This window comes from Candidatus Nucleicultrix amoebiphila FS5, assembly GCF_002117145.1.
Classification (GTDB): Bacteria; Pseudomonadota; Alphaproteobacteria; order Caedimonadales; family Nucleicultricaceae; genus Nucleicultrix; species Nucleicultrix amoebiphila.
The window spans coordinates 224,085-247,777 of the sequence record NZ_CP008743.1 but is presented as its reverse complement, the minus strand read 5'-3'; the positions used below and the strand labels follow the sequence as shown (position 1 = coordinate 247,777).

Annotated in this window: 21 protein-coding genes; 14 read left to right on the top strand and 7 right to left on the bottom strand. The window is 37.6% G+C overall.

Translation table 11 applies throughout. The annotated features are described in order from the left end of the window. Window position 1: 1 nt before the first annotated feature. Window positions 2-1,273, top strand: coding sequence for an MFS transporter (locus tag GQ61_RS01135; RefSeq protein WP_085783543.1), 1,272 nt, complete (start codon window positions 2-4; stop codon window positions 1,271-1,273). Here GQ61_RS01135 and GQ61_RS01130 read toward each other — a convergent pair. Both GQ61_RS01130 and GQ61_RS01125 read right to left on the bottom strand, forming a co-directional pair. After that, window positions 1,270-2,829, bottom strand: a complete 1,560-nt coding sequence (locus GQ61_RS01130) for an MFS transporter (protein WP_085783542.1) — start codon at window positions 2,827-2,829, stop codon at window positions 1,270-1,272. The genes GQ61_RS01135 and GQ61_RS01130 overlap by 4 nt on opposite strands. Before the next feature lie 114 nt (window positions 2,830-2,943). Then, entirely contained in the window at window positions 2,944-3,591 is a 648-nt protein-coding gene (locus tag GQ61_RS01125) for a phosphoribosyltransferase (protein ID WP_085783541.1), read from the bottom strand. 177 nt (window positions 3,592-3,768) lie between these two features. Between GQ61_RS01125 and GQ61_RS01120 the strand changes: the two genes are divergently transcribed. The 3 genes from GQ61_RS01120 (at window position 3,769) to GQ61_RS01110 (ending at window position 6,286) form a co-directional block, all read left to right on the top strand. Continuing rightward, window positions 3,769-3,954, top strand: coding sequence for a DUF1059 domain-containing protein (locus tag GQ61_RS01120; RefSeq protein ID WP_232317326.1), 186 nt, complete (start codon window positions 3,769-3,771; stop codon window positions 3,952-3,954). A gap of 22 nt (window positions 3,955-3,976) precedes the next feature. After that, a complete protein-coding gene (locus GQ61_RS01115) occupies window positions 3,977-5,989 on the top strand; it encodes a copper-translocating P-type ATPase (RefSeq protein ID WP_198157358.1) in 2,013 nt (670 codons plus the stop codon). A 102-nt stretch (window positions 5,990-6,091) separates the two neighbouring features. Then, window positions 6,092-6,286, top strand: a complete 195-nt coding sequence (locus tag GQ61_RS01110) for a hypothetical protein (protein ID WP_085783538.1) — start codon at window positions 6,092-6,094, stop codon at window positions 6,284-6,286. Between the two features lie 70 nt (window positions 6,287-6,356). Here the strand turns inward: GQ61_RS01110 and GQ61_RS01105 are convergent, their stop codons facing one another. After that, the gene (locus tag GQ61_RS01105; RefSeq protein WP_085783537.1) at window positions 6,357-7,166 is read right to left on the bottom strand and encodes a pentapeptide repeat-containing protein; all 810 of its coding nucleotides are present in this window, start codon (window positions 7,164-7,166) and stop codon (window positions 6,357-6,359) included. A gap of 270 nt (window positions 7,167-7,436) precedes the next feature. On the opposite strand from GQ61_RS01105, the gene acs reads away from it, so the two are divergent. Continuing rightward, window positions 7,437-9,392 (top strand): acetate--CoA ligase, encoded by a 1,956-nt coding sequence (acs, locus tag GQ61_RS01100; RefSeq protein WP_085783536.1) that lies wholly within the window; start codon window positions 7,437-7,439, stop codon window positions 9,390-9,392. On the opposite strand, the gene GQ61_RS09210 is transcribed toward acs, so the two are convergent. Continuing rightward, entirely contained in the window at window positions 9,375-10,688 is a 1,314-nt protein-coding gene (locus GQ61_RS09210; protein ID WP_198157357.1) for an anhydro-N-acetylmuramic acid kinase, read from the bottom strand. The two genes, acs and GQ61_RS09210, sit on opposite strands and share 18 nt — an antisense overlap. A 55-nt stretch (window positions 10,689-10,743) precedes the next feature. Here GQ61_RS09210 and GQ61_RS01090 point away from each other — a divergent pair, with 55 nt between their 5' ends. Next, complete coding sequence (locus tag GQ61_RS01090; RefSeq protein WP_085783534.1) at window positions 10,744-11,130, top strand: hypothetical protein; 387 nt, start codon at window positions 10,744-10,746, stop codon at window positions 11,128-11,130. A gap of 31 nt (window positions 11,131-11,161) precedes the next feature. Here the strand turns inward: GQ61_RS01090 and upp are convergent, their stop codons facing one another. Genes upp through GQ61_RS01075 form a run of 3 tightly spaced genes read right to left on the bottom strand, consistent with a single transcriptional unit; the run spans window position 11,162 to window position 13,914 of the window. After that, window positions 11,162-11,884, bottom strand: a complete 723-nt coding sequence (gene upp / locus GQ61_RS01085) for a uracil phosphoribosyltransferase (RefSeq protein ID WP_320408933.1) — start codon at window positions 11,882-11,884, stop codon at window positions 11,162-11,164. Window positions 11,885-11,944: 60 nt separating this feature from the next. Beyond that, window positions 11,945-12,685 carry a hypothetical protein gene (locus tag GQ61_RS01080; RefSeq protein ID WP_085783533.1) on the bottom strand — a complete coding sequence of 247 codons (741 nt, stop codon included), beginning with the start codon at window positions 12,683-12,685 and terminating at the stop codon, window positions 11,945-11,947. Window positions 12,686-12,741: 56 nt separating this feature from the next. Then, the gene (locus GQ61_RS01075) at window positions 12,742-13,914 is read right to left on the bottom strand and encodes a multidrug effflux MFS transporter (protein WP_198157356.1); all 1,173 of its coding nucleotides are present in this window, start codon (window positions 13,912-13,914) and stop codon (window positions 12,742-12,744) included. Between the two features lie 390 nt (window positions 13,915-14,304). Between GQ61_RS01075 and GQ61_RS01070 the strand changes: the two genes are divergently transcribed. The 8 genes from GQ61_RS01070 (at window position 14,305) to GQ61_RS01035 (ending at window position 23,639) form a co-directional block, all read left to right on the top strand. Further along, entirely contained in the window at window positions 14,305-15,609 is a 1,305-nt protein-coding gene (locus GQ61_RS01070; protein WP_085783532.1) for an MFS transporter, read from the top strand. A gap of 129 nt (window positions 15,610-15,738) precedes the next feature. Further along, window positions 15,739-16,491 carry a glucose 1-dehydrogenase gene (locus GQ61_RS01065; RefSeq protein WP_085783531.1) on the top strand — a complete coding sequence of 251 codons (753 nt, stop codon included), beginning with the start codon at window positions 15,739-15,741 and terminating at the stop codon, window positions 16,489-16,491. Window positions 16,492-16,609: 118 nt separating this feature from the next. Continuing rightward, complete coding sequence (locus GQ61_RS01060) at window positions 16,610-16,789, top strand: hypothetical protein (protein ID WP_085783530.1); 180 nt, start codon at window positions 16,610-16,612, stop codon at window positions 16,787-16,789. A 75-nt stretch (window positions 16,790-16,864) separates the two neighbouring features. After that, window positions 16,865-17,968 (top strand): hypothetical protein, encoded by a 1,104-nt coding sequence (locus tag GQ61_RS01055; RefSeq protein WP_085783529.1) that lies wholly within the window; start codon window positions 16,865-16,867, stop codon window positions 17,966-17,968. A 114-nt stretch (window positions 17,969-18,082) separates the two neighbouring features. Beyond that, entirely contained in the window at window positions 18,083-18,661 is a 579-nt protein-coding gene (locus GQ61_RS01050) for an NUDIX hydrolase (RefSeq protein WP_232317325.1), read from the top strand. A gap of 77 nt (window positions 18,662-18,738) precedes the next feature. Further along, the gene (locus GQ61_RS01045; RefSeq protein ID WP_085783528.1) at window positions 18,739-19,893 is read left to right on the top strand and encodes an FIST signal transduction protein; all 1,155 of its coding nucleotides are present in this window, start codon (window positions 18,739-18,741) and stop codon (window positions 19,891-19,893) included. A gap of 7 nt (window positions 19,894-19,900) precedes the next feature. After that, window positions 19,901-21,328 (top strand): PAS domain-containing sensor histidine kinase, encoded by a 1,428-nt coding sequence (locus GQ61_RS01040; RefSeq protein ID WP_085783527.1) that lies wholly within the window; start codon window positions 19,901-19,903, stop codon window positions 21,326-21,328. Between the two features lie 52 nt (window positions 21,329-21,380). Further along, on the top strand, window positions 21,381-23,639 hold the full coding sequence (locus GQ61_RS01035) for an EAL domain-containing protein (protein ID WP_085783526.1): 2,259 nt from the start codon (window positions 21,381-21,383) through the stop codon (window positions 23,637-23,639). The last annotated feature ends 54 nt before the right edge of the window (window positions 23,640-23,693 follow it).

The following is a 23,693-nucleotide window of genomic DNA, read 5'->3' as shown; positions in this document are numbered from 1 at the left end:
TATGAAAAAATTTAAAGAATTGTTTAATCTATCGATAGGCGCTTGGTGTCTTTATGATTGGGCTCTTGCTGCGTTTCCTACGGTGATCATAACTTTTGTGTTTGCTACATATTATACTGAAAAAGTGGCAACAAATAACATTATTGGTACTCGAGAATGGGGGGTAATGATTGGTATTGCTGGATTAATTATAGCGGTTCTTAGTCCAGCTTTAGGAACTCTTGGTGATTATTATCGACGACGGAAACCTTGGCTTGCGCTCTTTACTGTACTGATTGTGCTGGCTTCAGGTTTATTATGGTATTCTTACCCAAACTCTGCATTCGCCCATCGTTCTTTAATGGTCGTAGGATTGGGCCTGTTAGGAGTTGAGTTAGGGATGGTGTTTTACAATGCTTTGTTGAACGATATAACCCCTAAGAAATTTATTGGAAGGATTTCCGGGATAGGCTGGGGGGTAGGGTATTTAGGAGGAATTCTATGTCTTTTGATTGTATTTAGTGTTTTTATTAAAGGAAAAGGGGCTTTTTTCAATCTTAATAATGCAGTCTATGAAAACATTAGAGCGGTAGGTCCTTTTGTCGGATTGTGGCTAACTTTGTTTTCTATACCGTTGTTTCTCTTTACAAAAGAAAGAGACCATCAAAACTTTTCAAGAAAAAATCCTTTAAAACAAGGTTTTTTTATTCTTATTACTTCATTAAAAGAATTACGTCACTATCCACAAATCGCCATTTTTTTGTTAGCAAATATGTTCTATATGGACGGATTAAAGACAATTTTTGCATTTGGGGGGATATTTGCGGCAGGTACTTTTGGGTTTACTTTGGATCAAGTCGTCCTTTTGGGAATAAACATGAATATCCTTGCAGGAATTGGAGCCATTACGTTTGCATGGCTTGATGATTTGTGGGGGACAAAGAAAACAATTCTACTTTCCCTTATCTTAATGATTTGTTTTTCTATTGCTGCTTTGATGGCCCATACAAAGACTTTATTTACTATTGCAGCGCTAGGGCTAAGTTTGTTTGTAGGGCCTATTCAAGCGGCGAGTCGATCTCTTATTCTTAAAATGTCTCCTCAAGCGATTACTACAGAAATGCTTGGTCTTTTTAACCTATCTGGTCGTGTCACTGCCTTTATGGGACCATGGCTTTTTGGTAGTTTAACCTTTGCCTTTGGAAGTCAACGATATGGGATGATTGTCCCGCTCGTTTTTCTTATGCTGGGTTTTGTAACATTAAGTTTTTTGCGTCCACAGAGACCATTCTAAAGAGGAACGACTATATGTTCTTCTTTAAGATGGCGTGTTTTTAAGTGTTTTAAACCCCAATAAACGGGGATAATTCCACAGAGTGTGAAAATTGTTCCAACCCACATATCAATCGATAATCCATGGAGAAAAGCTTTATCTATTATCTCAAGAAAATCTGGAATTTGTTCAGCAGTGAAGTTCTGAAGTTGTTTCGGACTATGTTCAACCTGCGCAATAATAGAGGTCAGTGTTTGATATTGCTCAGCATTAACCTCTAGTCCTTTTTGATTCATGAGAAAAGAAAGTTTCTGCCGCCCAAAAATAACCATAAGACTGGTCGCTAAAATTACACTGAGGCTATTAGCAAGCATTGTTGCCATCGTAAAAATCCCCGATGCAGTGTTTATTTCTGTGGGCTTTACGGCTCTAAACATAGCCGTATTTAAATTGGGCCAACTTTGTCCCAAACCAAATCCGGCAAAGAAAAGAGCAATGCATACATACAGTAAACTGCTTTTCTCGTGTAGAAAGCTCATCATACACGTGGAAATACCAATCATGATGAAACCGCTAATGATCGGAATACGAATATCCATGCGATCAGCAAACTTTCCCCCAATTGGTGAGAGAATGCCAATAGCAAGTGTCATGGGTAGAAAAATTAATCCCGTCTCATAACTCGTATAACGTAGGGTGTTTTGTAGATAAAGACTCATCATCACGAGAATGAGCGAGAAATTAAATACGTTGAACGTGATCGCATAAACCGTACTCATAAGGCCAGAATTACGAAGTAATGTCCGCGGGAGTGTTTGAGTTTTTCTATTACCATCCCAGAACCAAAAGACACCAAGACTTATCAATCCCAAAAGGCCAAAGCCCCATAATCTTGGTTCTGTGAGCCCCCAAATTTCAATTTGGTTGACTGCAAACATAAAGGAACCAAGCCCTAAGGAGAGCAATGCAATGCTTAAAGCATCTAGTTTCGCTGAAGTTTCTTGTGGTTTGTCTTTTGCCACAAACCCTAAAATAAAGAGGATGACTAAAATACCTAAAGGAATATTAATGTAAAAAATCCAACGCCAAGAAAGATATTTGATAATGTATCCTGCCATTGAGGGGCCAGCAGCAAGACCAAATCCAGCAACCCCAGCAATAACTCCCATGCCAAAGCCTTGCTTACTCTGAGGCATGGCCGTAAATATCAGACCATAGGCTGCCGGAGAAAAAATAGCAGCCCCAATCCCTTGTAGGATCCGGCCTATAATTAATATTTCGATAGATTGACCAATTCCTGTAATACCAGAACCTAACAAAAATATGACAATGCCAGCCAAAAGAGTTGTGCGCTTTCCATAAAGATCAGCAAGACGACCCGCGGGGACCACAAGAGCCGCCCAGGCAAGAACATAACCACTTAATAGCCATTGAAATGAATTTAGATCTGCAGGAACTTCCTCTGATATTGCAACTAAAGCTAAATTGACAGAGGTGTAGTCGATATTCAAAAGAAATACGAGAATAGCCACCGCGCTTAAAACGAGCCACATGGATTTACTTTGATTTTGGGGCATATGAGACTTCCTTTGTCATAATTTTTGATTTTATAACATTCAAATAAAAGTATTGCTATGAACAGATTGAAAGAGTTTCTAAGAAAATTAGTGTTTTATCAAAATGATGTATTTTTAGCACAATTTTTGAGGAGATGATTTGAGAAGGTCTATAACTTCTTTGTCGCTCGTTTGATGAAAGTCTAGGTACCATTCTCCCACACCATAAAAAACTTGGGGTACTTCAAGACAAATAAGAACGTCTACCTGAGATTTTATATCTTCATAAGTTGCTTGGGAAATTACAGGCGTTGCAACGATGATGGCTTTTGGCTTTTGTGTTTTGAGTAACTTAATAGCTGCTTTAATTGTGGCGCCCGTCGCAATACCATCATCGACCAAAATAACTGTTAAATTCTTAACGTCGGGGATGGGGCGATTGTTTCTATATAGACGATTTCTTTCTTTCAGGATCTTAACTTCTCGATCAATAACTTTCTGAAGTTTTTCCTCATTAATTTCAAGGCTTTGCAGAATCTCTTGGTTTAATACTTTTATTCCATTTAAAGTAATCGCTCCCATGGCAAGCTCTTCTTCGCCTGGTACGCCGAGTTTACGAACTAAAAGTGCATCAAGAGAGGTTTCTAATGCCTTCGCAATTTCAAAGGCTACTGGAATACCTCCACGAGGCAAACCCAATACTAAAAGGTTTTTATCACTTTTATAGTGTAAGAGCTTTTGAGCAAGTAATTGTCCCGCGTGCTGGCGGTTATGGAAAATCATGCTACCCTCTCATTGTTTGAATATGTTTTTATCATACTATCGAACAGTAAAATTACTTATGAACATATTGAGTAATATAAGTAACTGTTTTCGGTACACAACAAAGGTCTAGGGATCAATTGAAATTTACGTTATAATAATAAAAATTCCAGATAAAAACAACTATGGGAGGTTTCTGTGTCGAGTAAACGAAAAGTAATGGATTGCAGGCTTTATCCTAGCGTTAAACACTGCAGCCTTTTTATTTCAGGTACTGAAGAAGAAGTACTAGAAGCGGCTGTGCATCATGCCATTACCGCTCATGGTCATAAGAATTCACCTGCTTTGCGTGAAGAGTTACGTAAAATACTAAAAGAAGAATAAATTTAACACTCAAGGATTTAATTTGCATCACACTCACCAAGATATGAATGACCAGTGTCATAAGCATCATAACTCTCATTCTCATCACAATAATCATCAGCATCATACAGCTGATTACAAAAAGCGCTTTTGGATAACTCTGATCCTTACAATCCCTGTTTTACTTTTTTCATCCATGACAGGTGAATTATTTAGTTTTGCTAAGCAGCTTCAATTTCCAGGAGTGAATTGGTTTTTACTAAGTCTTTGTACACTCATTTTCTTTTATGGTGGTTGGCCGTTTTTAAAGGGGTTAAAAGAAGAGCTCCATCGTAAGCAGCCTGGGATGATGACTTTAATTGGGATCGCTATTAGTACTGCTTATGTATATAGCTCGCTTGTCGTCTTTGGTCTCCCCGGAATGGAAGTATTCTGGGAGCTGGCAACCCTAATAGATATTATGCTTCTAGGACATTGGGTTGAGATGAGGTCGGTAATGGGGGCAGGGCAAGCTCTTGAAAAATTGGCCAGTCTTTTACCGCAAGTTGCCCATAAAATTGTTCAAGGAGGCGATGTTCAAGATATCATTTTGGACCAGATAAAAAAGGGAGATCATGTCATGGTAAAACCTGGAGAGAGAATTCCAGGTGATGGCATTGTTGTCTCAGGTCAAACAACTGTCAATGAAGCGATGTTGACTGGAGAGTCAATTCCAATCCTAAAACATATTGGAGATAAAGTCCTCGGAGGTTCAGTGAATGGTGAAGGTTCTCTGGTCATAGAGATTCAAATGACGGGAGAAGATGGTTTTATAGCAAGAATCATCAAATTGGTGAAAGAAGCTCAAGAAAATAAATCACAAACTGAGGAAATCGCTCAGTATGCTGCCCGTTGGCTAACTTTTATAGCGATCGGAGGGGGTATTTTGACGCTGATTTGGTGGACAGTTTTTACCATCAATGGATTTGCTTTTGCTTTAGAACGCATGGTTGCGGTGATGGTAATTACCTGTCCTCACGCTCTTGGTTTAGCGGTTCCTCTTGTTGTGGCGGTCTCTACAAGCTTAGCTGCTTCTCATGGGTTGTTGTTGCGTAAACGTAGTGCCTTTGAGCATGCTCGAAAAATTCAAGCTGTCGTATTTGATAAAACAGGGACGCTAACCAAGGGAGATTTCGGCGTAACTGATATCGTATGGTTTGATTCTCAATATACGGAGAATCGTTTGTTGCTTCTTGCTGGTTCCATTGAACAGCATTCTGAACACCCCATTGCTAAAGCTATTGCTAAGGCATCCTCAAAACTTTTAGAGGTAAGCGATTTTAAAGCAATCCCTGGAAAAGGTGCAGAAGGTTTAGTCAACGGTCAAAGAGTAAAAGTGGTGAGTCCGAGTTATCTTGAAGAACAACACATAAATATTCCGCAGAAAAAGATAAATCATTTGATGCACTCATCTAAGACCGTTGTGTTTGTCCTTGTGAATGATGTTTTAGCAGGCGCTATAGCCTTAGCCGATGTCATTAGAGAAGAATCAAAGAATGCAGTAAGAGAACTCAAAGCAATGGGGATTCGCTGTCTTATGCTGACGGGGGATGCTGCTCAGGTCGCAAAATGGGTGTCTGATGAGATTGGGTTGGATGAATATTATGCGGGTATTCAACCCCATCAAAAAGCCAGCAAAATAAAGGAAATTCAAAAAAGGGGGTTCATTGTTGCTATGGCGGGTGATGGCATCAACGATGCTCCAGCATTAGCGCAAGCTGATATAGGTATAGCAATTGGAGCGGGGACTGATGTGGCGATTGAAACCGCAGACATAATCTTGGTGAAGAATAATCCTTTGGATGTGGTTTCTTTGATAAAGCTTGCACGCGCTTCTTATCGAAAAATGATCGAAAATCTTATCTGGGCAACTGGTTACAATGTTTTTGCGATTCCTGCGGCTGCTGGCGTTTTGTACGCTTGGGATATTGTTTTAAGTCCAGCCTTGGGAGCAGTTTTTATGTCTTTGAGCACCGTTGTTTGTGCAGTTAACGCGCGTTTACTGAAAATCAAATAATAATATAGTTAATAAAAATACAGCAACGTATTAATTAGGTTAACTTCTTTTTAAAATTTAAACGTTATTATTATTTAATATAACGATTACATGGAGGGAAAAATGTTAAAATATTCAGCCCTATTTGTTTTGATGATTATTTTTTCAGTTTCGTCTGCTTCATCCTACGCATTTTCTTCTCATAACGATGTGCTGAATGCAACGAAAAAGGAACAGTCAAAAAAACAAAAGAAAACAAAAGATCAGTCTAAAAAAGTTGATGATGATTACATCCCCATGTTCGGAGCACCCTATTAAAATTATTTGTATACAACTAAAGGAGCGATGCTTTTATCGCTCCTTTAAAATTTCAGCTCAGAATAGTGAGCTATTTTTTTCGCCAAATGCTGCAGTACTGAAGAGCACTTTCTAACATTTTATAGGCTTGTTGGGTTAAGCCTGTAGCTTGACTGAGATCATCAAGGCCTTCAACATCAACGAAATTCTGAACTTTTAATGGTTTAATATAGAGCCCACACGCATTAGCTTTATCCAGGTTAACGAGATCATTCGCTTCTAGGGCACTTATTTTTGAGCCATGAAAGAATGCTCTTTCAACATTCGCTCCTTTTAAAGAAGCTTTCACCAAATTTAAACCTTCAAGCGAAGCACCAGTCATATTTGCATTATCGAAAACAGTGTTTACTAAGTCTTCAGGCAGGATGCTTATAAACTTTGCTTCTACTAAAATAGCACTATCAAACTTTGTCGATTCAAGTCGGCTGCCAAGAAAATAGGCTTTTCTGAGATTTGTTTTTATCAATTTAGCTGCTTGAAGATTTGCTTGACTAAAGGTCGCCTCCGCTGCATTTGCTTCTGAAAGATCTGCTCCTCCTAACATACTTCCTGTAAAATTAGCTTTTTCAAGGTTAGCTTTCTTTAAATTTGTATCTCCTAATTGCAACTTTTTGAGATTCGCCCCATGTAAATCACATCCTTCACATGCACGTGTTTTTATAAGTTTATTAACATTTAAGGCAACAATATCTGGAGAGGCAGGTTTTACCGTAAGAGGATCTTTCTTGAGCGTAGAGAGTTCTGGTTGTTTATGGGGAGGCTCTGTGGCAGGATCAGCAGCGTGACACTGGAAACTGTTAGAAAATAATAAAACAAAATAAATAAAATAGATTATATTCATAGTAATCCCCAATGATAATTAATGTAAATATATAACAATATTAGCCATTAATTCGTTAAAATTTTATGAATTATATAATTGGATATTTTTTATAGAATTATTATATTGGTAATAAGTAGACACTGTAAATGTTTTATTTTGAGTCATTAGACAGCTTTGATATTTCTTCCATCACTCTATAGAGAATTGCAATGATTTTGATTTCAGTGTGTTGACAAATCTTTGATTCCGCACACAATGCTTCTTAAAACAAATATAACAGGAACAGGCATGAATCATTCTGAACAGTATGCAATCAAACAGAATATAGAAAAATCTGCATGGATTAAGAGAAATCAATATCAAAGCCTCTATCAACAATCCATAGACGATCCAGAAGGCTTTTGGCGCGAGCAAGCCAAATGTATTGATTGGATCAAACCATTTACCAAAGTTAAAAATAGCTCTTTTGCTTTTGATGATTTTCGAATTCGGTGGTTCGAAGATGGCACACTGAACGTATCAGTAAACTGTTTAGATAGAAATTTAGCTTCTTTAGGCGACCAAGTAGCAATTATTTGGGAACCTGATGAACCGACACAGCCCTCTAAAAAATTAACTTATAACGATCTTTATAAAGAAGTTTGTCGATTTTCCAATGTCTTGAAATCTCAAGGAATAAAGCGCGGCGATCGAGTAACCATATATCTTCCAATGATCCCAGAGGCTGTTGTGGTTATGTTAGCGTGCACTAGAATTGGAGCGATTCATTCAGTAGTATTTGGTGGCTTTTCTCCAGAATCATTGGCTGGACGAATAATCGATTGTGGTTCAAACATTATCATTACTTCAGATGAAGGCCGGCGTGGTGGAAAAACAATTCCCTTGAAAGAGAATGTTGATAAAGCCCTGACCCATAAGGATATTCATTCGGTTGAAAAAGTGATTATCATTCAGAATACAGGTGCTTCTGTGAATATGAAGGCCGGACGTGATATTTGGTATCATGATCTCATGTCTAAAGCTGACTTAAAGTGTGAGCCTGAAGAAATGGGAGCGGAAGACCCACTCTTTATTCTCTATACTTCGGGTTCTACGGGAAAGCCAAAGGGGGTTCTTCATACAACTGGGGGGTATCTTGTTTTTTCTGCTATTACCCACCGCTATATCTTTGATTATAAACCTGGAGAAGTTTATTGGTGTACAGCAGATATTGGATGGGTGACAGGTCACACCTATAGTATTTATGGTCCTCTATGTAATGGTGCTACAGTTGTATTGTTTGAAGGAATTCCTAACTATCCTGATTATTCACGGTTCTGGCAAGTCATTGATAAGCATAAAGTAAACATTTTCTATACTGCTCCGACAGCCATTAGAGCCTTAATGAGAGAAGGAAATGAACCTGTTTTAAAAACAAGTCGCGCATCATTGCGAATCTTAGGAACTGTGGGAGAGCCTATTAATCCTGAAGCCTGGCAATGGTATTATTCAATTGTTGGTAATGCGCAATGTCCTATTGTAGATACTTGGTGGCAAACTGAAACGGGGGGCATCTTAATTACCCCCCTGCCAGGCGCTATTGATTTAAAACCAGGATCCGCAACTTTTCCCTTTTTTGGAATACGTCCAGGCATTGTGGATAACGATGGCAAACTACTTGAAGGTGAAGCAGAGGGAAATCTCGTAATCCTTGATTCATGGCCTGGGATTATGCGATCGGTTTTTGGTGATCATGAGCGCTTTATCAAAACTTATTTCACAACTTTTAAGGGAATGTATACCACTGGAGATGGCGCAAAACGTGATCGTGATGGTTACTATTGGATCACTGGGCGTGTTGACGATGTGATCAATGTTTCCGGTCATCGATTGGGTACCGCTGAAATAGAAAGTGCATTGGACTCTCATCCTCTCGTTGCTGAAAGTGCTGTTGTTGGATATCCTCATGAGATTAAGGGGCAGGGGATCTACGCGTATGTTCTGCTTGTGGCGCATGCTGAACCCTCTGATCTTTTAATGAGAGAATTGATTGACATAGTGCGTAAAGAAATTGGATCTATCGCTAAACCTGATATTATTCAATGGGCGTCCAATCTGCCAAGGACTCGGTCTGGAAAGATTATGCGTCGTATTTTAAGAAAAATAGCGGCTAAGGAATTTGATTCTCTTGGCGATACGTCGACACTTACTGATCCCAGTGTTGTGGAAACACTCATCAATGACTCTTTAAAGATGCATCGCTGAGGTTTTATTAGGAAGAGAGAGCGTTCCTCCTGTCAATGGCTTTGGAACACGTGTAATATTAGGATAACTAATTGGAAGTTTTCGTTGACTTCTGACGGCGAGATAAGCAAAAATTTGTGCTTCCAAAGCTTGACTTTTCCAGCCAATTTGATCGGCCGTTTTGATGACTGTTTCCAATCCTAAATGTTTGTGAACTCGTGATTTTAACTCTTTTAGAATAATAGGATTATTCCATCCTCCACCAGCTAATACAATCTGTAAAAACTTGGGAGGGTCTATTTGACAAAGACCTTGAACAATAGAATCAGCAGTAAAGGCTTCTAATGTTGCGCACCCATCTTGAAGACTTAACGTGTCAAGCTCTGGAATAAGACGCATCTCGTTGATGTCCAAAGATTTTGGAGGCGGCAAATCAAAATAATTCATTCCCTCGACCAGAATCGAATGAGAGTAAAGCTGATCAAGAACAATTTGTTGTACATTGCCCTTTACGCCATATCGACCATCCATATCCATCAATTCTTGTGATCGCGTGCGTTGTTTTACAAAAAGATCAATCAATCCATTTCCTGGGCCTGTATCGAAACCAAGAACATCTGAAGGAGAAGGACCCATGATAAGGGAGAGATTAGCAATTCCGCCACAATTAATAACAGCAAGGGGGAAGAGATTATCTCGAGCAGCAAGTGCTTGATGAAAGAGAGGCGCAAAAGGAGCTCCTTGTCCCCCAGCTTCAACGTCCTGACGACGGAAATCATTGACCACAGAAATATTAGTTAAATTAGCTAATAATTGCCCAGATCCTATCTGGATACTCGTGTGATTTGCAGGATGGTGAAAAAGCGTTTGACCATGATACCCAACAACATCAATAGCCTCGTGTGGATAATTTGTGCAATCCAAGAGCTTTTGAACTGCTTGTGCATGGAGCTGAGTGGAATGCAGTTCTATACCTTGAATGGTAAATGCGCAGTTTGCTGTTGCATTTAGATAGTATTCTGCCTCCTTTAAGAGGAGTTGTGACTCCTCTATTTCTAATGCCAGACGATCAGTCAGATAAGAAAGAAAGTAAGAATTTAGGGGAAGTTGATCCAAATTCTTTAAATTACCTGAATGTTTATGAACAGCATATTCTGCAGCTTTTAATATAAAATGAACTTCTCGTGGGTAAGAAAAAGAGAGATGCGTCAGCTCTTTGATGTGAAAATTACCATCAGTTTCAATGAGAGCGGCATCAATTCCATCCATTGATGTACCGCTCATAAGGCCTATAGAGAGAGCAGGGGTATTCTTCATGTTATCTGCTTCATTCGTTAACTGACCATTAACTATATACAAAGATAATTAACATATGACTATGAAGAATCCTATAAAAGTTAATATCAACAGACTTGTTGTATTTCTTCCTATGCTCTTTTTCACTTCAGAAGTTAATAGCATTAGGGACCTACAAAAAATTGAAGTTGAACATACTTCTCAAGTTGAGCCCAAAATAGATTCGCCTCAATGTGCAAAGGTTGATAGAATTGGCCAAAAAAGTGAAGACAATGCTGGGGGAGGGAGAGAAGATCAACTCGTTACTTATAAATTTCGCATAACCTATTCTGTCAGCTGTCAAGGCGCCGTCATATTGACCAGTAACTATATTACTCGCCAAGACAGGAACATCGTTACAACAGTCACGACGGTTAATCTTCCCGAAGGAACTGTACATCGCTTGGATTCATCTGGGGGATAATGATTGAATCAGCAACGCCAAATTTATAAGCTTATTCAGTGCCGTAAAGACGATCACCTGCGTCTCCTAAGCCTGGGATGATATAAGCATTCTTATCGAGTTTATCGTCTAAAGCTGCTGCATATACAGGAATCGTTGGATGTGCTTTTTGAAACGTACGCATTCCTTCCGGTGCGACCAAAAGGGCCATAAAACGAATTCTCTCTGCTGGGACTCCTGCTTTTATAAGTTTATCAACGCCATAGACTGCAGAATTACCCGTAGCAAGCATTGGATCCACAACGATAAAAAGCTGATTTTTAACTGGTGGGATTTTAAAAAGATACTCTACGGGCTTTTTAGTTTCATGATGACGATACAATCCTATATGTCCAAAACTTGCTGCAGGAAGGAGCTTATGTAAACCTTCAGCCATTCCAAGTCCTGCTCGTAAAATGGGCACTATCACTATCTGGCTTTCATCGACAACACGCCCTATCGTTTTGCTCATAGGTGTTTCAATTGAAATTTGTTTTGTATCAAGAGAACGTGTTATTTCATAACCAATAAGAAGAGCAATCTCACGTAAGAGCTGACCAAATTCGTGAGGCTTTGTTTCCTTTTTACGCAAAAGAGTCATTTTATGATCAACAAGGTCATGTTGTAAAATAGTAAGAGTAGGAAATTCAGACATTTCTTGGGCACTCTTTGCTTTGATGGAGGAAGAGGCGAATAGGATACATCCCGCAATTATAATTTTCTTTAACAGGCGCATTATAAATTTCCTGCGTATTTTTTATTTTTTTAACTATATATTGTGAAGCAGGCCATTTGTCTAGAGCGTTTCTTCTCCACATTTATGTTCCTGAGCATTAGAACGTTTTAAAACGCGTTCTGTTTTTACTTCTTCCGAAACTAACTCTTTGCCATCTTCATTGTCTTGACTTGGTTTTGTCCAAATAGATATTTTAGTCTCTTGAACATCGTAATAATTTATAAAGTGTCGCGTAACCCATTGAAATTTGCATAATTGCGACTTTTCGTTAACGCAAACGCGTAGATCAGATTTTATAATACTTGTTTTTTTTTCGCGCATTTGAAAATGTAAAGGACCCGTGACCTCAATAAATTCCTTACCATCGGGACGTTCGTACGTTGTATAGCGCATAACCTGAACCCACTGATTCACAAGATCTGATTCAGGACGCTCTTGTTTAGAAAGTTCTTTATAAGATGTTGTTGCTATTGAAACATAAGAAGGATCCACTTCAACGAAATCTGCTCCGGTAAATGCGGATAATGCGTACTTCTTTCTAGAAGTCTTACTTTTGTCATCACACTCATATCCAAGAAAATTGGCTTCCAGTTCAATTGGCTTTGCCTTTTTTCCTTGTTCTGGATGCTCTCCTTTCATGGCAGCTTTAAATTGTCCAGTAGTTTCAACCACTTTGCCAAAGGTTATTTTTGTGCTTTCATCTTGCCAATATTCCTCCGTGGCAGTTGCAGTGCCATAGGAGAAAGTTATTAAAGAAATGAAGGTTAAAAATACGATACGTGATTTTTGAATAATATTCATTTTAGTTCCTTTGTGAAAGAGGTGCTCTCTTAAAAAGACTTAAAAAATAATTTTAGTCAATGTCTTAGAAATTTTTTCCATATTGCATAAAGGATAACTCCTATGCAACTTCCAATAAAAATTAAAAGTCCAATACTGAAAATATGATCATTATAAAAATATCCAGAAATGCTTATCAATGCTGAGCATATGAGCGCCCGCATGGACATAATGGCAGAGGAGGCTGTCCCTTTTATCTCTGGAAATATTTCAAGTGAAGAAGAAAATATCACTGGATAACACAGAGCAAAACCTATTGAAAAAATAGTCATTGTGAATGTGATGAAATTTGGAGTGTTTGCCGAAATAGAAACACTTAACCACATTGCTAACCCTCCTACAAAAGTGAGGGATAACCCCAAAATTGTAACAAAGTGCGAACCCAAATTTGATGTAATCTTTGGAGCAAAAATGCTGATAATAGCAAAAGAAAATACGATAATTCCTTGATGTGCTACATAAAGTCTAAGAGTCATCTTAAATGTGTCTTGGTATAAAAATGGAGCCGCTGTAATAAAAGTCAGATAGCAGGCATAAAGTATGCTTGGGATTATCGAAACACATAAAAATTTTCCATCGGTGAAAAGCTTTACGTAATCTTTCACGACAGGTTTCAAAATAACGGTTCTACAAGATGTTATCGTTTCAGGTAGTTTTAAGATAATACTTCCCCAAGACAGACAAGCAATAATCGCCACGATACCGTAATTACCACGCCATCCAACGATTTCAGTGATAAAGCCTCCAACGATTGGGGCTATAGTTATAATAATCGTTAAAACTGCATTCATAATAGAGATGATTTTTATAGATTGTTTCCCTTGGTAGACATCTGCAATAATTGCAAATACAAGTACCGCCGAAGTACTTGCTCCGATTCCTTGCACAAATCGTGCACATAAAAGAAATGGAATATTGGGAGAGATCACGCAAGCAATTGAGCCTATCAATAAAAGTGTATTGCCAATGATCATTATTGGCCTGCGCCCAAAGGCTTCCGATAATGGCCCATAAAAAAGGCTAGCAAGACAGAATCCAATAAAATTATAGGCTATCGTAAGTTGGATAGTCCCATCATTTACTCCGAAATAATGAGACATTTCAGGAAAACCAGGGACTGATATATCAACTTCGCTAGCACACACAACAAGAGATAAAATACATATAAATGGCAAGAGAATTTTCGCCATGGAGGTGCTCCTTATTTTAATATTGGAAAAACAAATAAAAATTAAGAGGGGGGAAAATAGGATTAATTGAATGTAAAAGAAAAAGGCAAAGAAGCTCGGTAGGAGGGAGAAGAACTGGGGAATAACTTTATGATATATGGTGATGAAAAGTTATTTTGTCAATAGAAAGAGAAAAAATAATATTGATTTTAACAGATAGTAGAACAATCATTGACAATTCGTGCAAGACATCCCATAACTACTTAAGCATGAAATTATATCTCATTCAACAAAAACTATTTATTAAATCAGCACGACCTAGAATCTCGTAGGGCTGGTTTTTTCTATCTATCGAGTCCTATGCGTAATTTTCAAGGTAGAGTGTTTATTTGAATTGTAGGATTTGTTTTTATGAAAACTCTAAAACTTAATGCTAATACACGTACCACATACTACCTTGCTTGGTTTATCATCTCTTTGTTCTATCTATATCAGTATATTCTAAGGGTTTCACCAGGGATCATGGTCGTGGAACTTCGAGAGATTTTTAAATTAACGGCTGAACAGTTTTCGTCTCTTGGAGCTATTTACCTCTATGCTTATTCGTTTTTGCAAGTCCCTTTGGGATTTATCCTAGATCGAATTGGCGTCAAGAAGGTGATAGCCTTTTCAATTTTTCTCTGTCTTTTGGGCACGTTACTTTTTGCTTTTTCAACACATGTATGGATGCTTCAATTTGCGCGGTTTTTAATAGGGATTGGTTCGGCACCTGCATTTATCTGCGCTCTTAAAATAGTATCAGATCATGTGCCTTTAAAAATGCGAGGATTGCTCATGGGCGCAACGCTTTCTCTAGGAACAATAGGGGCGTTACTTTCTGGAAAAGTCTTGGTTAAATTGATTGACGGATTTGGATGGAAGAATAGTTTATTTCTATGTGTCGTTTTGGGACTCTTTTTACTGTTAATAGTGATGATTTTTGTACCAAGCTGGCGCTATAGAGAAGGAGTGAAAAGCAATTCTCTTATGGATTTAACAAGAGGAATCGGTGCAGTATTAAAAAAAAGAGAAATAGTCCTTTACTCTCTTATTGCTATCAGTGTTTACACACCGCTTTGTGTCATTGCAGATCTCTGGGGAACTGCCTTTTTAATGCAAAAATTTTCTCTTGCACGCGCAGAAGCAGCTCAAATTACTCTTTCTATGTATGGCGGATTAACCATTGGAAGTCTTTTGTTGCCTTGGATAAGTTTGAAATGGCACGTCTTAAAAGGAAGTATTCTTGTTTCTGCAATAGGGTTATTTTTAGCCCTTATCATTTTGCTTTATACTGATCTTTTATCAATCACTGGATTGGTTATCTTGCTAACTTTGATTGGTATTTTGTGTGGTGCTGAAATGGTATGCTTTGCAGGTGCTGCACAATATACATCAGCTAAAGATTCAGGTCTTGCACTTGGTGTAGTGAATACGCTCAATATGCTTGGAGGTGCAATGATCCAACAAATCATAGGCTGGTATTTAGATTATAAATGGCAGGGTAACTATGGAATCGATGGCGCTCGTTCTTATGGTACAGATGAATTAACTACTGCTTTTATGATTCTGCCTATTATAATTTTACTCTCAGGCTTGTTGACTTTTAAATTACCTAAAACGAAGAAAATAAAAGAAGATATGGAAGTCAAAGATGCTAGTACTTATGTCCACGGTTAATCTAATCTGTACGCATCAGTACATACCTATTGTTTTGTGTTAGTATCTGAAAATTAATGACTTTTTTAAGATTTATTAAATTTTATCCTATACTTATAGCCTACGTACATTCATCTGTGGAGAATAGGCATGGGTAGGCTTGCAGGCAAGGTAGCATTAATAACTGGTGCAGGTATGGGGATGGGCAGAGAAGAAGCTATACTTTTTGCTTCAGAAGGAGCAAAAATTATTGTTGCTGACATTAATGAAAAAGCAGGACAGCTCACCACTCATGACATTATTAAAGCTGGTCATCACGCAAGTTTTGTGAAGATAGACGTTGGGAATGAAGATGATTGGAAAAAATCTATCTCATTTGCGCTAGAGACTTATGGCAAAGTGGATGTCTTGGTAAACAATGCAGGTATTCTTCTTTTTAAAACTATTGATGAAACAACGAGTGATGAATGGGAAAAAATTTTTCGTGTCAATGCACGGGGAGTTTTTCTAGGGTGTAAATATATTGTGCCTGCAATGCAAAAAGCGGGGGGCGGATCTATTATTAATATTTCTTCGATCTATGGTATTATTGGCGCTCCTGCTGCTGCAGCCTATGAAGCCTCGAAAGGGGCTGTGCGAGAGCTGAGTAAAGCAGCTGCTGTAGATCTTGCTAAATATAATATTCGCGTGAACTCGGTGCATCCAGGTCTTGTGGATACCCCGATGACTGCAGACCTTATTAAGGATACTGAACATACCAAACAAATCCTAGCGAGTACAATTATGGCACGCCCAGCCCATGCCAGCGAAATTGCCCGTCCAGTCCTAATGTTGGCATCTGATGACTCATCTTACATGACAGGTTCAGAGCTCGTTGTTGATGGGGGATATACGGCTCATTAGCGCTCAACAAGTTGATTTAAAACCCCCTTGCGGTAAAAATTTTAACCAAATAGTAACCTATGACTGCTTCAATCAGCAACTTATTGATAAAATTACTAAATAATAATTGTAGATGAAGATGCGTCAATTTCTTAACGTAACTGTTAAAGACGATGTGGTTGCAAAAAAAGAAATAGAGCATGGAGATAAAATTGAAATTCATACTATCCAAGGAATGCTTGACTTAGATCATGAAATTATTTCAACAACTGTTGTTACCAAGAAAAACGAAAAAAAGGGAAGTTGTGTAATACAATAAAATTTTTCCTGAGTTGTTGGTTGCTTGGATCGTGGTTGGTCTAAGCAACTTAATTTTTAGAAAGAGAGTCCTTGTTTGAAGCAGATAAAATATATATTAACTCTTATTTTTCTGAGCGCGATTAATATCGCTGCAGTGTCGAAAGAGGCGTCCGAAAAGGTTACAATTCCTCTTAAACTCACAAAAGATCTTTGCAATGAACTCGTCATTGATGCCTTGCCTCAAGAAGATGTAGCCTATAAAGAAGGGGTAGATGTCGATGGTAACAAAGTTGAATCCGCAGAGCTCTCTGGGGGAATTAAAATTAGGCCTCCAAAAGAGATAACCATCCCAATTCGACTCGATGTGACAAAATATTTAAGACCAACGCCCACTAAAACTGCAGCCTCTCTAGAAACTTTGACTCAATCACGTAATGCGATTACCCAGGCAACCAACCAGCTTGCAAATACAGCAAACCAAATAAATTCAAATTTGTTAAATACATCGGAGAGTCTTTCGGCAGCACAAAATATTCTTTCTCAAGCAAATTTGGATGCTACAAGTAAAGCGACAGCAGCAGCTCAGTTGACAACGAGTTTGCAACAACTTCAAAGCCTTGTCCAAGAACTGGGAACTTCACCGACGCTTATTAATACAGTCACCCAAACTTTATCTTCCCAAGCACCGCTTCTTACTCAGCAATTTACGGCGTATCAAACAGATCCTTCAATACTGCAACGTATTAACATATTGCAGAATGATAGTTTAAATGCGATAGGGTCAGCTCAGACAGCTATTACACAAAATGTTCAAGCTCTTGATGCAGTGCAGCAGAATCTTTCAAATGTGCAATCTATGCTTACGGACAATCAATCGAAGCTCAATGCGAATGACGTTCAACTTTTGCAATCAGCTGCAAATAGCCTTCAACAAACAGTAGCTAATACGCAAGAGCAGTTTCAGACTAATGGGATTACTATTGGAGATAATAGTCAAAGTAACCAACTGAACGTTTTGAATAACCAATATTCTCAAATTGGGGTGCAACCAGATAAGAACGTTTTAATAAATTACGCAGATATTGGCACTGTAAAAGTAAAAGAGAATGGCGAGATTTATTTTAACGATCAGCCACTCTTTAATGAGCAACAGATGCAGATCCGAAAGGCTTGTGAAAAACTTTTAAAACAAGGTTAGAGTTTGATTTTTTTTGAAATTCTTTTGTATCGTATGGTCAATCAGAAAGTCTACGTGTATAAACATAAGAAGCTTTTCTGTAACAGATTTCATTAACAATTTTTAGAGAGTGCTATGATGACGCAAACTTCGGATCGAGAGTTAATTCTCTCTATGATTCAAAAGATACAACCCTTTGACGGTCTAGAACAACACCATATTAAGGATACAGTCAATTGGATTAAAAGCGGAAAGCCTATATTTCGTACAAAGAAACCTGATATCCCTCCCAAACATCTTGTTTCATATTTTGTTGTTTTTGATGAAAATGAAGAAAAAATATTACTGGTTGATCATAAAAAATCTCAACTTTGGCTTCCTCCTGGCGGGCATGTCGAACAGGATGAACATCCTCAAGAGACTGTACGACGTGAATGTTTTGAAGAACTCAAAATTGAAGCTAAGTTTTGGCAAGAAACGCCATTATTTCTCACATCAACACTTACCGTTGGATTAACTGCAGGACATACGGATGTAAGCTTTTGGTATGTTTTGAAGGGAAATCACAGAGACCATTATGAGTTTGATGAACAGGAATTTAATAGTATTCAATGGTTTAAGTTTACAGATATTCCCTTTGATCATTCGGATCCTCATATGAAGCGCTTTATTACTAAACTGAAAAGAAAATTAACAGGAGAAATTGCGCTTTAAATAGATCATCTAGAATTAATCATTTTTTAATACTAAAGAGTTTTAATCTACATAATAATAATTATAAGAGCTTCTTTATGAAATTAGAGACAATCCAATATCTAGATAAAAAGGGCTGGTCTGTTCAAACTTTTCCAGAACTAGATTCAGAAAATACATTAATTCTGATTTTTTCCTCTCCTCAGTTTGTTAATAATGCTGCGCCTATTCAAGAACTTGTGAAACATTACCCGCAATCAAAAATCATTGGATGTTCTAGTGCGGGTGAAATTGCAGGGGCCAAAATCAATGACAATAGCTTGTCTGTTGCGATTGCACGCTTTGAGAAAACAAAGCTTCAATTAGCGCAATACACCATAGACGTATCTATTGATTCATTTAAAGCGGGAGAAAGTCTTGCAAAACAGTTGGATAAGAATGATCTCAAGGGCATTTTTGTTCTCTCGGATGGTCTTAATGTTAATGGATCAGAGTTAGCGAGAGGGCTGAATACTATCAATAAGCCAGAAGTAACAGTCACTGGCGGGCTTGCTGCTGATGGTAAAAATTTTGTAAGTACTTGGACAATCTATGAAGGAAAAATTGTTCAAAATCAGATAGTGGCTGTTGGTTTGTATGGTAATTCAGTACAGATTGCTCATGCGTCAAAAGGCGGATGGGATATCTTTGGTGTTGAACGACGCATAACGCGCTCAAAAAATAACGTTCTCTATACTCTAGACAACCAACCAGCTCTTCAACTTTACAAAGAATATCTGGGCGAAAGAGCTGCTGAATTACCCGCTTCTGGATTACTTTTTCCTTTAGCCATTAGGGAAGATGCCGACTCTTCTAAGCAGCTTGTAAGGACTATTCTGTCTATAGATGAAAAGGAACAATCACTAACATTTGCAGGTGATATGCCAAATGGTTATTTCGCTCAGTTAATGCGTGCGAATTTTGATAGGCTGATCACGAGCGCCAGTGACGCAGGGGAAATAGCCAATCAAAGATTGTTTGCCAATGATAATCACATCAAAGGCCCTATTTTAGCTGTTGCTATTAGTTGTGTTGGGAGACGACTCGTATTAGGTGAAAGAACAGAAGAAGAAACAGAAAGTCTCTTAAATAACTTACCCAAAAATTCCCAGCAAGTTGGTTTTTATTCTTATGGAGAATTGTCTCCCCATGTCATGGGAACTTGTGATCTCCACAATCAAACGATGACCCTCACAATTTTTTCTGAATCTTAGATTTAGTATGGATTTGCACAAATTACTCTCGCGACAAATGAATCGAATCGGAATATCCATGGATGTCCCGCAAAACAGTGAATCTTGGCACCAATTTATTAAATCAATTAACAATGTTTACGTGGAAATGGATCAAGAACGGTATACGTTAGAACGTTCTATGGAAATTTCCTCTCGAGAGCTCATCGACACAAACGAAAAATTAGAGAACGCTCAGCATATCGCTCATCTTGGATATTGGGTCTACGATCGTGATGCTGATATGATTATATGGTCAAAAGAAATATATAGAATGGTTGGATTGGATGTCTCAGAGGCTCCTCCTACTTATGCAAATTTTCTCAAATACATACATGAAGAAGACAGAGATTTTCTTGAAAAAACAGTGGATCAGCTTTTCAGTCATGGAGCAGGTGCTGAGTTTGAAAAGGAAGTGCGCATCTTTCAAAAAAATAAAAAGTATGGATGGTATTATCTGAAAGGATCTATTGCCCATGTTAAAGCCAATAACCATCTTGTTTTAAATGGCATTTCTATGGATATTAGCAAGAGAAAAATAGCTGAAAATAAAGTGTTTGAATTGAATCAACAACTCGTTGTATCTGCAAAACACGCTGGTATGGCTGAAGTTGCAACTTCAATTCTTCACAATGTCGGCAATATACTCAATAGTGCGAATGTTTCAGTTAATTTATTGAGTGAAAGTATAATGAAACCTCATTATAAAAAACTCTTTATTGCCCTTGATTTGGTTAAGAAAAATCAACATAACCTTAAGGATTATTTCACTCATGATCCTAAGGGTAAGCTTATTCCTGAGTATTTTTCGGCTCTTAAAGAGCTTTTGGAAAAAAATCATTCAGACCTTGTTAAAGAAGTTGAAAATTTGACGACGCATATTAAGCATATCAAAGAAATTGTTGTAGCTCAGCAATCTTTTAGCAAAGTTTCGCAAGTTAAAGAAAAAGTTTTCTTACCGGAAATTGTTGAAACATCGCTACAAATTACAGGAAGCGCCTTTAATAAGAAAGGCATTAAGCTCATAAAAGAATTTAGAGAAAATCCTTTTATATACACAGATAAAACAGATCTAATGCAAATCCTTGTAAATTTGATTGGCAATGCGCAAGATGCCGTAAATACGAATACTCCTCCTAAAGAAAAAGAAATATATATAGGAATCCATCCTTCTGAAGATCATCAATATGTAAACTTAGTTATTCAAGACAATGGAATGGGTGTCACAAAAGAGAATTTATCTAAATTATTCACTTTCGGATTTACGACCAAAAAACACGGGCATGGATTTGGTTTACACAATTCAGTCTTAAAAGCCAGAGAGATGGGCGGTGATTTAACTGCATATAGTGAGGGAGTAGGGATGGGCGCTATTTTTACTCTTACTTTACCTTTAAAGATTAATCTAACTAGCTAATATTATTTAAAAAACATTAATCCATTGAATTCATGGAAAAAGTGATTCTGAAATGGCTCAAGAAAAGCACTTAAGAATATTAATCATTGATGATAACCCCGAAATTCATCGCGATTTTATTAAAATTTTGACGTCAAATCGTGAAAATACTCAATTGGATTCTTTAGAGAAACAAATTTTTGATGATAGCCAGGAAAAGACGACAGGCCAAAAAATTTCGCTCCCCTTATTTGAAATTGATACAGTTTCGCAAGGGCAAGAAGGCGTGGAATACATCAATAGGGCATTAAAAGAAGGAAATCCTTATTCACTTGCTTTTGTTGATATTCGTATGCCTCCAGGATGGGACGGAATAGAAACGATTAAACATATTTGGGAATTGGATCGAGATATCCAAATCGTGATATGCTCAGCTTATTCAGATTACACTTGGGAAGATACCGTTCGTGAATTGGGAACAAACGATAATCTCTTAATTCTTAAAAAACCATTCGATAATATAGCTGTACGTCAACTTGCGTGTGCCTTGACTAAAAAATGGCAACTTACACAAGAATCGAGGATCTATACTAAATACCTAGAAAAAGCTGTCGATGAACGTTCTGATTCTTTGCAACAATCTCTTTCATTAATTCGAGCAACGTTGGAATCGTCAACGGATGCCATTCTTGTCCTTGATAAAAATGAATCAATTGTAGATTACAACAATAAACTCATTGAGATGTGGCAGTTTCCCCAATCTCTCTTGGAGACACAAAATAATAAGATAATTCTTGAATATGTGATTAATGCACTGGAATCGCCTGAAGAATTTCATACTAAACTCCTACAATTAAGAGAAAAGCCTGATGCCATTACCATAGATGTGGTGAAGCTTAAAAACGGGAACATTTATGAGAGATACTCCCAGCCCCATAAGTTAAATGATAAAACTATTGGGCGCGTTTGGAGTTTCCATGATATTACACGTCGCGCTCATCTTGAATCGAAGCTCGAATATCAAGCCACTCATGATGCCCTAACAAATTTACCTAATCGTGTTCTGTTAATGGATCGTTTATTGCAAGGAATTTCCCAATGTGAACGCAATAATACGCAGTTGGCTGTTTTATTTTTTGATTTGGATCGATTTAAATTAATTAATGATAGTTTGAATCATGAAGCTGGAGATGAACTCCTCAAAATTATTTCAAAGCGTTTAAAGAGTAACTCCAGAGAATCTGATACACTCGTACGTTTGGGTGGTGACGAATTCGTGTTAATTCTCACAAATATTACCAAAAGTGATCAAATAGCACGCATTGCACGAAAATTATTAGCAATTATCAAAGAACCTCTTGTTATTGCCAAAAGAGAAATAATTACAACGGCTAGTATCGGAATATGCGTCTGTCCAAAGGATGGAGTTACAGTTGAAGACTTATTGAGAAATGCAGACCTCGCCATGTATAAAGCAAAAGAATCAGGAGGAAATAATTTTCAATTTTATACTCCAGAGCTCAATCAACAGAGCTTATTACGATTTGAACGAGAAACGGAGCTAAGGCATGCTATTCAAAACGATGAGTTCTTTTTATGCTACCAGCCACAATTAAATTTAGAAACGAATGTTATTAGTGGTGTAGAAGCACTTATTCGCTGGAACCATCCCAAATATGGTTTGATGTTACCAATTGATTTTATTCCTTTTGCTGAGGAAACAGGACTAATTATTCCAATTGGTGAGTGGGTTTTGAGAACTGCTTGCAAGCAAAATAAAGCATGGCAAGATCAAGGGTATCCAAAAATTTATATAGCTGTAAACGTAGCAAATCAACAATTTAGGCAACCTAATTTTGTGAGTTTTATAAAATCTATTCTTGAAGAAACCGGTCTTGAACCACAATATCTTGAGATAGAACTTACGGAAAATATTATTATTGGTAATATTGATGAAATTAATAAAATTGAAGAAATAAAGAACTATGGAATACGAATTGCTCTCGATGACTTTGGAACAGGCACTAATACTCTAAATTATCTCAGAAAAATCCCTGTTGACCGCCTTAAGATAGATCAGAGCTTTGTTCATAACATTGGGCAAAATCGAAATGATGATGTATTGATTAGAGCTATTATTTCTATGGCGAATAGCTTAGATTTAGAAGTGGTCGCTGAAGGAGTTGAAACGAGCACACACCTTAACTTCTTAAAGCAACAAGAATGTCAACAGGCTCAAGGGTATTACTTTAGTAAACCTTTGATTAAAGAAGATATTGAGAGATATTTTAAAGAAAACATACGTGTAAAGTCTCTATCGGCAGTGTCTTAAAATCTTTAGATTTTTTCTTTTGATCGTAAGAAGAATTTCTATTCTATGCACAAA